We start from the raw sequence: 9239 nt of genomic DNA, 5'->3' as shown, positions 1-9239 counted from the left end.
CAACCAAGGAGTCCGCGATGAATGTCGTCGACACGACCAAGAACCCCGCGCACTGTGGCGTGATCGGCAGCGCTTGTCCGCCGTGCTCGGGGAATTCGCGTCGGTGGACGGTACCGGCGACACGCAGTTCGTCTGGACGGTGTCGTCGCCCACGGGCGAGATCGTGTGCCCCACCGAGATGATGGAAGACGCGAAATCGATCCGGTATGCCCGAACCGACGGGTCTGTCGAGCACGGCGCGTCGGACCTGGCGCGGATCAGCTTCGAGATTGCACCCAAGGATCTGGGCACCGAAGTATCGCTCGAGCTCGCCCTTCCGGTTCCGGACTTTGTGGCGAAAGTAGCCGCCTTCAAAGTTCTCTACCGCGCTCGCGCACTGCTGCAGACCGGAGAATTCCCCACCCTTGTTCCTACCCCGGCGGCCCGCCCGGGCGACCGCTGAACTGCGAATAGGCAACTCATGCGTGCACTGTGCTGGACAGGCGTCAACCAACTCAGCGTGGAAACCGTCGGCGACCCCGTCATCGTCAATCCCCACGACGCCATCATCGAGGTGTCCGTGTCGACCACGTGCGCTCCGACCTCCACTTCTCGAGCGGCTATCTCCCCGGCATCAAGTACATGCGTATTCCGTTCGCCGACCAGAACTGTTTCGACGTACCTGACGGCGTCACCGACGAGCAAGCGCTGTTCGTCTCCGATGCCATCCCGACGGGTTACACGGGTGCTGATTTCTGCGACATCGCACCCGGCGATACCGTCGCAGTGTGGGGGAGCGGGGGCGTCGGAATGATGGCTGCGGCAAGTGCGCGCATCATGGGCGCCGAGCGGGTGATTGTCGTCGACCGCCTGCCCGAGAGGCTGCAGATGGCGCGCGCACTGGCCGCAGAGATCATCGACTACACGGCCGTGGACAGTGTCCCGGAGGCGATTCGGGAAATGACCGGTGGCCGCGGGCCCGATGCCGTCATCGAGGCAGTCGGGATGGAGGGCCACGGAACGGGCGTTCAACAGATCTATGACAAGGCCAAGCAGGCCTTGCGGTTGGAGACCGACCGCGCCACGGCGCTTCGGGAAGCGATCTACACCGTCCGCAAGGGTGGAACGGTGTCGGTTCTCGGTGTCTACGGCCTGACCGACCAATTCCCCATGGGGATGATCATCAACAAGGGTCTGACCATGCGGTCGGCGCAGCAGCATGGGCAACGTTACATACCAACGCTTCTCGACCACATCGAGCAGGGGCGACTAGACCCGACCTTCCTGATCACGCACGACATGCCGCTCGAGCAAGCACCCGAGGGCTATGCGAAATTCAAAGCGAAAGAGGACAACTGCGTGCGAGCGGTGTTTCGCTCCTGACGGGCGAACGACCCCCTCGGTATCGGTGGGAAGCCAGTCAACCTCGCCCGCCGGGCCGCAGGAACAACCGATAGGCCACTCCGGCGGCAAGGACGCCCACGCCCACGGCAATCGAGGTAACGGGAAGGGTGAACGCGAGGAGCAAGCAACCGGCCATCCCGATAATCTGTAGAACGCGTGGATAGCGGCGGTGTTTGCAGCTCTGGGTGTACCCGCTGACGTTGGCGATGAAGTAGTAGAACAGCACGCCGAACGATGAGAATCCGATGGCGTCTCGCAGATCGATCGACACGACGAGCACACACACCACGGCCGCCAGAGTTGCCTCCGCGCGATGCGGGACAGCGTATTTCGAGTGCACCGCTCCGAGCCAGCGCGGCAGGTCGGCATGCCGGGCCATCGCGAGCGATGTACGACCGACGCCCGCGATCAGCGCCAGCAGGGCACCGAGTGCCGCCACCGCCGCGCCGATACGCACCATCGGCGCGGCCCACGGATGCCCTGACGCGATGACGACCTCGACGAGCGGCGCCGTCGACGCAGCCAGCCGATCTGGCCCCAAAGTGGCCAGCACGGTGAACGCGACAGCGGCGTAGACGATCAGGGTGATGATCAGGGACACGACAATTGCGCGAGGAATGGTGCGGGCGGGCCGCACGACCTCCTCGCCCATCGTCGCAATGCGTGCGTAGCCCGCGAAGGCAAAGAATAGTAGGCCCGCCGATTGGAGAATGCCGTACCAACCCTGCTCGACCAGAAGTCCAGGGTCGACGTGGTTCTCGACGGAGGTGCCTGCCACTCCCATCCAGACGACCGCGGCGAGCACCAAGAGCACGATAGCGACAACGACTTTCGTCATGGCCGCGGTACGCGTGACGCCGAAGTAGTTGACCGTGGTCAGTGCGAGAACCGCCGCCACTGCCACGGCTTCGGTGTACTCGACCGGCGCTGCGTAAGTGGCGAAGGTGAGAGCCATCGCTGCGCAGGATGCCGTTTTCCCGACGACGAACGACCAGCCCGCCATGAATCCCGCCCAGTGCCCCAGCCGCTCGCGACCGTAGACGTACGTTCCGCCCGACATCGGATACTGCGCCGCCAACTGCGCGGATGCGGTGGCGTTACAGAAAGCGACCACTGCCGCGAGCGCGAGCCCGACGAGTAGACCGGCGCCTGCGGCTGCAGCCGCAGGCGCGAACGAGGCGAAAATGCCGGCGCCGATCATCGATCCGAGGCCGATCACCACTGCGTCGAGAAGTCCGAGCCTACGGGCGAGCGTCGGACGGTCGTTCATGAAAGAACTCCGATCGGGAACGGCGGCGAGGACTTTCGACCATCCCAACACACCGTCACGAGTCCGGTCGGCTGGAAGACCTCCCGTCAGTTCCTGTTGCCTCTCCCGCTGTTGCCGTTGCCCGAGTTGCCGTTGCCGCCGTTGCCGTTGCCGCCGTTGCCGTTCCCCGAGTCGCCGCCGTTGCCGTTGCCACTGTTCCCAGAGTTGCCGTTACCGCCATTGCCGTTGCCGTTCCCCTTGGGAGGGGGAACGGGTTCCGGTGCAGGCGGCGCGGTGAACGCGGGAGCCGACTGCACCGGCACGGCTTCGTCGACCGGGGCTGGAATGATCGCAGCGGACGTCGGTTCCGCGACGGTAGTCGAGATCGCGGGTGGCTCGGATGTGCGCACGACCGCCGGCTCGGAGGCAGGGGCGTCTTCGTCACGCAATCCTGCCCACGCCGCGCCGGCAGCGAACAACGCGACCAGCGCCGCCGCTGCAGTCAGGACGACGGCTCGCGAGCGTCCGGGTGCGGGCAACGGGAGCGCGTCCGTCCGCGCGTCTGCAAGAAGTGGCGCCCCCGCGGGCAGAACCGAAGTAGTTGGTGAATTCACAGCCCCGGCAAGGGCCGTCAAACGATGTGCGACAGCCGCAGCAGGAGGCCGGTCCTGCGGCTGCCTCGCCGTCATGGCCGTCAGCAACGACGCCCAGTCCATGTCGAGGTTCGATGGAATCGTCGGATCGCGATGTAGCCGGGCCACTGCGGCGGCCACCGCGCTCCCTTCGAAGACCATTTGGCCGGTGAGGCATTCGATCAGGACCAACCCGAGGGAGTACACGTCGGACGCCGGACCCGCCGCTGTTCCGGTGGCCTGCTCAGGGCTCAGGTAGTGCGCCGTGCCAATCGTCATGCCGTGTTCGGTCAACCGTTCGGCGTCGACGATTCTGGCGATGCCGAAGTCCGTCAGTTTGGTGGATTGGTCGGTGCTGAGGTCGGGCGGCCGCGCGATGAGCACGTTGGCGGGTTTGATGTCTCGATGTACAACGCCTCTGGAGTGGATGTAGGTCAGAGCCGATGCGAGCTCGCGACCGATGCGTGCCACGACGTGCGGCGCCATCGGGCGCTCTCCCCGGAACACACCGAGTGTCGGACCGTCGACCAGCTCCATCGCCAGATAGGGAACCTCCACACCGTCGGTGTCCGCTGCAGTTCCCGCGTCGAACAACATGACCAAGCCGGGGTGCGACAGCGACGCCAACGTTCGCTTCTCCGCCTCGATCCGCGCCTCGTTGTCGACGGGCCGGCCGTGACGGTAGATCTTGACGGCGACGACACGGCCGAGCACCTGGTCCTTCGCGCGGAAAACGTCGGCCATTGCTCCTCGGCCCAGCACATCACCGAGGAGATATCGGTTCGCGAACAGAGCTGGGCGCACGAACGGCACTGGGTTACCTGTACCCGGCATCGTCGTACTCCAGTTCATCCTGTCGGCGGCTCGCCCCTCGACCCTATAGCCCGTACGGGCTCACCCATGCCCTCGGAACACCGAGGCGGGCGAGTGCGGAATTGCCCACGGCAATGAAAAAGGAGGCCGAGCTGCCGACGGATCGCCGAGCTACGACTACCGCCTGACGTACGACCGGAACCTGGTCCTCGATGCGGCGACCGTGTTGATTCGTCGTATCCCTGGAGACTTCGCGCCACCTGCCCGGTGAGGGGTGAACACCGAATTGCGATAATGGATCGAAAGCGTGCTTGCCCGTTCGCTTCCGAGGTGCACCGCCTCGGAACGCGCAGTACGCCGATCGAAGGAGTGGGGAATGTCGACAATCGCCTACGTCATCGCGGGCTCCGAAGCCACCGGTGGAGCCGGTCTGCAGGCAGACCTCAAGACGTTCGAGCGGCTCGGAGTCTACGGCGTCGGAACAATCACCTGCATCGTCTCGTTCGACCCGAAGGCGGGGTGGGGACACCGGTTCGTTCCCATTGCGAGCGAGGTCATCGCCGATCAGATCGAGGCTGCCACATCGGCGCACGAACTCGATGTCGTCAAGATCGGCATGCTCGGCACACCCGAAACGGTGGCCACCGTATCTCGCTCGCTCGCCCAGCAGCCGTGGCGGCATGTTGTCGTCGACCCGGTTCTGATCTGTAAGGGTCAGGAGCCCGGCGCGGCCCTGGACACGGACAATGCGCTGCGCAGCGACATCCTCCCCCTCGCTACGGTGATCACCCCGAACCTGTTCGAAGCGCAGACCCTCTCCGGTATGGATGCACTCGAGTCCGTCGACGACCTGTCCGAAGCAGCGCGCAGAATCGCCGACCTCGGGCCCCGCTACGTCGTCGTCAAGGGCGGTGCGGGCCTGCCCGGTGACGAGGCCGCGGACGTCGTCTTCGACGGCAGCGACGTAACCGTCCTGCGCAAACCGAAAATCGGCAACGAGCGAGTCTCCGGTGCGGGATGCATTTTCGCCGCCGCCATCACGGCAGAACTGGCGAAGGGCACCGACGTCCTCGACGCGGTTGCTGCGGCCAAGGAGTTCGCACATGCGGGCATCGTCGGACGGGTCACGACGAAAGCGCCGTTCACCGCGGTGGGTTGGCATTCTTGATCGCACCTGTGCCACTCGCGGGCGGGGCCCGCTATCAGCTCCAGGGAGTGGTGGCCTGAAGAACTGCCTCCTGCAGTGCTTCGGTGCGCAGCGACGTCACCTCGTGGTACTCGGGGTCGGCGACCATGTCGCAGAACGCCTGCCTGGATGGGTATTCGACCAGGAGAACGGCATCCCACGCCTGGCCGTCCTCGGCGACGAGAGCGGTCGAGCCGTCTCCCGCGTAGATCACCCGGGCGCCGTATTTGGGTAAAAAGGTCGTGTCGAGGGCGCGGGCGTACTCGTCGTACTGCTCGCGGCCGCCCTCTGCGAAGCGCAGAAGGTTGAGCATCACGACCGGCCCGTCGATGCTCTCCGCCAGGTAGCGCTTCAGGTCTTTCCCGCGTGGGTCGATTGCCATACGTGCAGTATGACAAGCGAGTTCGCAGCGTGTCAGTCGGTCCTCGGCTGGGCGTCCCTCGGCTGGGTGTTCAAGAGAACACTCGGTGAAGGGTTCTCGTCGCGCTCACTCGGATCGAGCGGCCGTGCGACCCGAAGTCAGTCGGGTGACCCCGTACAGCGCCAACCCGACCAGCAGAAGAATCCCGGTGCGAATCCACGTCGCGGCACTGTGCTGAGTCAACAGAATCGCGCACGTGATCAGGGCGAGAACGGGAAGGACGGTCGGCGTGCGGAAATGGTCGTGCTCGACCTTGTCACGGCGAAGAACCAGTACGGCGACGTTGGTGCTGACGAACACGAACAGCAGAAGCAGCACCACGGTTTCGGCAAGTGCGCCCACCGTTCCCGTTGCGCAGAGCGCGATCGCTACCACCGTGGTCGCGACGATCGCAGCCCACGGTGTCTTGCGTCCGGGAAGAACCTTGGCGAGCGCGCTGGGGAGCAGTCCGTCGCGGGCCATCCCGAACGTCAACCTCGACGCCATGATCATCGTCAGCAGCGCGCCGTTGGCCACCGCAATCAGTGCGATAGCGCTGAACAGAGTGGGCGGCACTCCGACGTCGGCAATCCTGACCACCTCGAGCAGCGGCCCCGACGACTCTGCCAACTGCTCCGGTGGCGCGACGATCGACACCGCGAGCCCGACGAGGATGTACACGCAGCCGGCGGTCAGCAGCGAAAGAAACAGTGCGCGGGGGTAGACGCGGGATACATCGGTCACTTCCTCGGCGACGTTGGCCGAGGTCTCGAAGCCGACGAACGAGTAGAAGGCGAGCAGCGCTGCGGCCAGGACGGCCAGTGCGGGGGAAGTATTTTCCTGGAACTCGACCACCCGTGCGGGGCTTCCGTCGCCGCGGCCGAGCACCAGCGCAGCCAGAATGACGATCATCACGAGCCCCGACACCTCGACGACCGTCATGACGACGTTCGCCCGCAGCGATTCGGTGATCCCGCGTGCGTTGAGTGCAGCGACGACCATCAGGAACACCACGGCGGCAGCAACGGTCGGGACGTCGAGGAACACCCCGAGGTAATCTCCTGCGAACGCCAGTGACAACCCGGCTGCGCTGGTTACGCCTGCGGCGAGCATGGAGAAGCCGACGAGGAACGAAAGCAACGGACTCTTGTAGGCGCGCGCAGCAAAGACGGCGGCACCACCGGCGCGCGGATATTTGGTCACCAACTCGGCGTAGGACGCCGCGGTCAGCATGGCCATCGCGAGCGCGACGAGAAGCGGGACCCAGATTGCCCCGCCGACCTCGCCGGCAATTTCACCGACCAATGCGTAGATACCGGCGCCAAGCACGTCTCCGAGGATGAAGACGAACAACAACTTGCCCGTTATCGCCCGTTTCAGGGGCGTTGATTTCGAGTGCTCTTTCGTTGCAGTCACCGAGCGTCATTACCCGCTCGGCGCTCGATCAAGCCCTCGTGGCCTACGAGCGGCTAGGCGTGCGTGAATTGCTCGCTCAGTCGGGCACTGGCCTCACGTTCGACGAACAGGGGAACGAAGTCGCGGATGCGGCCGCCGTCGAATCGACGATGGGCCGCACCGACCGCGTCATCGATTGCAGCAGCGTCGATCTCGGGGAACGCGGCACCGAGTCGCGTCCGGATTTCGTCCAGGGACCGCTGTTCGTCGGGGGAGGTGTCGGTGGTGATTGCCATGGCACAAGATTGCCCCGCTGCGGCCGCGTTCTCCAATCTTGCGAGCGGTCTCTACCGTACGGCAGATCGGTGTCTCGACGGCGAAGCCCCACGTCAGGGGACCCGCCTATCGGCTGCGGCGTCGGAAGTTGGCGGACAACATCACGCTTGGCCCCTAGGGTTGTGCACGTCACAGAGCTTTTGTCGGTCGACGTCGGTGCTCGCTTGCTTGGCCCCGGCATGGCTGACAGTACGAACACCACCAGGTGCGTCGACGCTCGGGGTCGCCCGGAACCTCGGCCACGACGGAGATGGCAGTGCCGCACCGAAGGCAAGGTTTGCCCGCTCGTCCGGCTACCCAATGTTGTCGTCCGGGCCGCTTGTCACCCGTGGTCACCTGCATCGCGCCCGGGGTAGTGGCCGAATGAATCATCGCCCGTCCAACGCCGCTCTCAGCCGTCGGGCGAGGCCATAGACCGTGTCACCCTCGGGCATGCCGCTGCAGGTCGTTGGAAGGCAAGTCGGTGGAAGACAAGTCGGTGGAAGACATCGGCCCAGGGGTACCCGTGAATGCGTTGGGCAATCGTGACCGGCGGCGTGTTTCGCCCGGCGTGGCGCGGGGGATAACCACACCACCAACCCACGAAGGGGAGTTTCATAATGAGCGAGGACGAGTCGAAGACCAACGACGCGGACGACAACGTCGGCGAGGACGGATCCATTCCGAACACCGACGATGGGGTTGCGGTCGGCCACACCGAGAAGTCGTCTTTCGAGCCGGAAGAGGACGAACAGGCCGACGACAATTCCTGACCGCGTTTCGCCCTGTGGTACCGGGCCAGCTGACCCCCTCCGAACGAATGCCGAGAAATGACCTCGATCTCGAAAGCGGACGAGTTTCAACGCCGGCACTCGTCCGCCGGCTTCCCTCTTGCTGTCGTCTACAAATTCCTCGACGACCGCGGCGGCTACCTGGCAGCGCTTATGGCCTACTACGCCTTTCTGTCGCTGTTTCCGTTGCTGCTGCTGTTCACCACCCTGCTGGGCATCGCACTCGCGGGAAACCCGGACTTGCAGGCTCGGATCCTCGATTCGGCAATGAGCCAGATTCCCGTCATCGGTGAGCAGCTCGGTGAGCCGGACCGACTCAGCGGCGGCGTGGCAGGAATCGTCATCGGCGTCGTCGGTTCCCTCTACGGCGGACTCGGCGTGTCGCTAGCCGCCCAGTACGCGATGAACACCGCATGGTCGGTGCCGCGTAACAATCAGCCCGACCCTCTGCGCGCGAGACTTCGTGGATTGCTGTTGCTGGCCACGGTCGGTACCGCTGTCATCGGGCTCACTGTGCTCAACGGCGTCGCATCGTCGGGTGTGTTCGGATTCGCCGGTGGCGCACTGGCACTCGTCGGCGCCGTCGTTCTCAACACCGCCATCTTCGTAGTCGCGTTTCGGATAGGGACTGCGCGGCATCTCACCAACCGTGACGTGCTGCCCGGAGCTCTCATCGCGGCGGTGCTGTGGCAGAGCCTCCAATCGTTCGGTGGAGTCTATATCCGCCACGTGGTGGGCAATGCCAGTACCAGCAACGGTATCTTCGCCATCGTTCTCGGCCTGCTCGGCTTTCTCTACATTGCGGCCTTGGTCATCGTCCTCTGCATCGAGATCAACGCTGTGCGTGTGGACGACCTATACCCCCGAGCGCTGCTCACGCCGTTCACCGACAACGTCGATCTCACTGCGGGCGACAAAAACTCGTACACCGGGCAAGCAGAAGCGCAACGCAACAAGGGTTTTCAGGATATCTCGGTCACGTACTCCGACAACGACGACACCGACCGAGAAGAAACGCAACGGGGCAATCCGTAACAATCGCCGCCCAGCCGATGTCGAAGAGCTGATCGAGTCA

The 9239-nt window shown here is 64.7% G+C and carries 9 protein-coding genes and 1 pseudogene; 5 read left to right on the top strand and 5 right to left on the bottom strand.

What is annotated here, in order from left to right; genetic code table 11:
* On the top strand, window positions 1-442 hold a 442-nt coding region (locus WBQ44_RS13980), incomplete at its 5' end, for a hypothetical protein (RefSeq protein WP_495567280.1).
* Between the two features lie 18 nt (window positions 443-460).
* Window positions 461-1362 (top strand): annotated as a pseudogene (locus WBQ44_RS13975) (zinc-binding dehydrogenase).
* A 37-nt stretch (window positions 1363-1399) separates the two neighbouring features.
* Here the strand turns inward: WBQ44_RS13975 and WBQ44_RS13970 are convergent.
* Window positions 1400-2653 carry an APC family permease gene (locus WBQ44_RS13970; RefSeq protein WP_495567279.1) on the bottom strand — a complete coding sequence of 418 codons (1254 nt, stop codon included), beginning with the start codon at window positions 2651-2653 and terminating at the stop codon, window positions 1400-1402.
* 86 nt (window positions 2654-2739) lie between these two features.
* A complete protein-coding gene (locus WBQ44_RS13965; protein WP_495567278.1) occupies window positions 2740-4098 on the bottom strand; it encodes a serine/threonine-protein kinase in 1359 nt (452 codons plus the stop codon).
* A gap of 355 nt (window positions 4099-4453) precedes the next feature.
* Here WBQ44_RS13965 and thiD point away from each other — a divergent pair, with 355 nt between their 5' ends.
* Window positions 4454-5245: a bifunctional hydroxymethylpyrimidine kinase/phosphomethylpyrimidine kinase gene (gene thiD / locus WBQ44_RS13960; RefSeq protein WP_495567277.1), complete on the top strand. Its 792-nt coding sequence runs from the start codon at window positions 4454-4456 to the stop codon at window positions 5243-5245.
* A gap of 34 nt (window positions 5246-5279) precedes the next feature.
* Here thiD and WBQ44_RS13955 read toward each other — a convergent pair whose 3' ends face one another.
* From WBQ44_RS13955 to WBQ44_RS13945, 3 genes are all read right to left on the bottom strand, one after another.
* On the bottom strand, window positions 5280-5645 hold the full coding sequence (locus WBQ44_RS13955) for a DUF1330 domain-containing protein (RefSeq protein ID WP_495567276.1): 366 nt from the start codon (window positions 5643-5645) through the stop codon (window positions 5280-5282).
* Between the two features lie 105 nt (window positions 5646-5750).
* A complete protein-coding gene (locus WBQ44_RS13950; protein ID WP_495567275.1) occupies window positions 5751-7079 on the bottom strand; it encodes an APC family permease in 1329 nt (442 codons plus the stop codon).
* A 53-nt stretch (window positions 7080-7132) separates the two neighbouring features.
* Window positions 7133-7354, bottom strand: coding sequence for a three-helix bundle dimerization domain-containing protein (locus WBQ44_RS13945; protein WP_495567274.1), 222 nt, complete (start codon window positions 7352-7354; stop codon window positions 7133-7135).
* A gap of 639 nt (window positions 7355-7993) precedes the next feature.
* On the opposite strand from WBQ44_RS13945, the gene WBQ44_RS13940 reads away from it, so the two are divergent.
* A complete protein-coding gene (locus WBQ44_RS13940; protein ID WP_495567273.1) occupies window positions 7994-8146 on the top strand; it encodes a hypothetical protein in 153 nt (50 codons plus the stop codon).
* Window positions 8147-8203: 57 nt separating this feature from the next.
* Complete coding sequence (locus WBQ44_RS13935; protein WP_495567272.1) at window positions 8204-9199, top strand: YihY/virulence factor BrkB family protein; 996 nt, start codon at window positions 8204-8206, stop codon at window positions 9197-9199.
* Window positions 9200-9239 lie beyond the last annotated feature (40 nt).

Source organism: Rhodococcus sp. (in: high G+C Gram-positive bacteria) (assembly GCF_049591685.1).
Lineage (GTDB): Bacteria > Actinomycetota > Actinomycetes > Mycobacteriales > Mycobacteriaceae > Rhodococcoides.
This window is presented reverse-complemented; position numbering and strand designations above follow the sequence as displayed.

Coding starts and splice junctions, on each gene's coding strand:
- WBQ44_RS13970 (WP_495567279.1), bottom strand. CDS start 2,653: ATGAACGACCGTCCGACGCTCGCCCGTAGGCTCGGACTTCTCGACGCA.
- WBQ44_RS13965 (WP_495567278.1), bottom strand. CDS start 4,098: ATGCCGGGTACAGGTAACCCAGTGCCGTTCGTGCGCCCAGCTCTGTTC.
- thiD (WP_495567277.1), top strand. CDS start 4,454: ATGTCGACAATCGCCTACGTCATCGCGGGCTCCGAAGCCACCGGTGGA.
- WBQ44_RS13955 (WP_495567276.1), bottom strand. CDS start 5,645: ATGGCAATCGACCCACGCGGGAAAGACCTGAAGCGCTACCTGGCGGAG.
- WBQ44_RS13945 (WP_495567274.1), bottom strand. CDS start 7,354: ATGGCAATCACCACCGACACCTCCCCCGACGAACAGCGGTCCCTGGAC.
- WBQ44_RS13940 (WP_495567273.1), top strand. CDS start 7,994: ATGAGCGAGGACGAGTCGAAGACCAACGACGCGGACGACAACGTCGGC.
- WBQ44_RS13935 (WP_495567272.1), top strand. CDS start 8,204: ATGACCTCGATCTCGAAAGCGGACGAGTTTCAACGCCGGCACTCGTCC.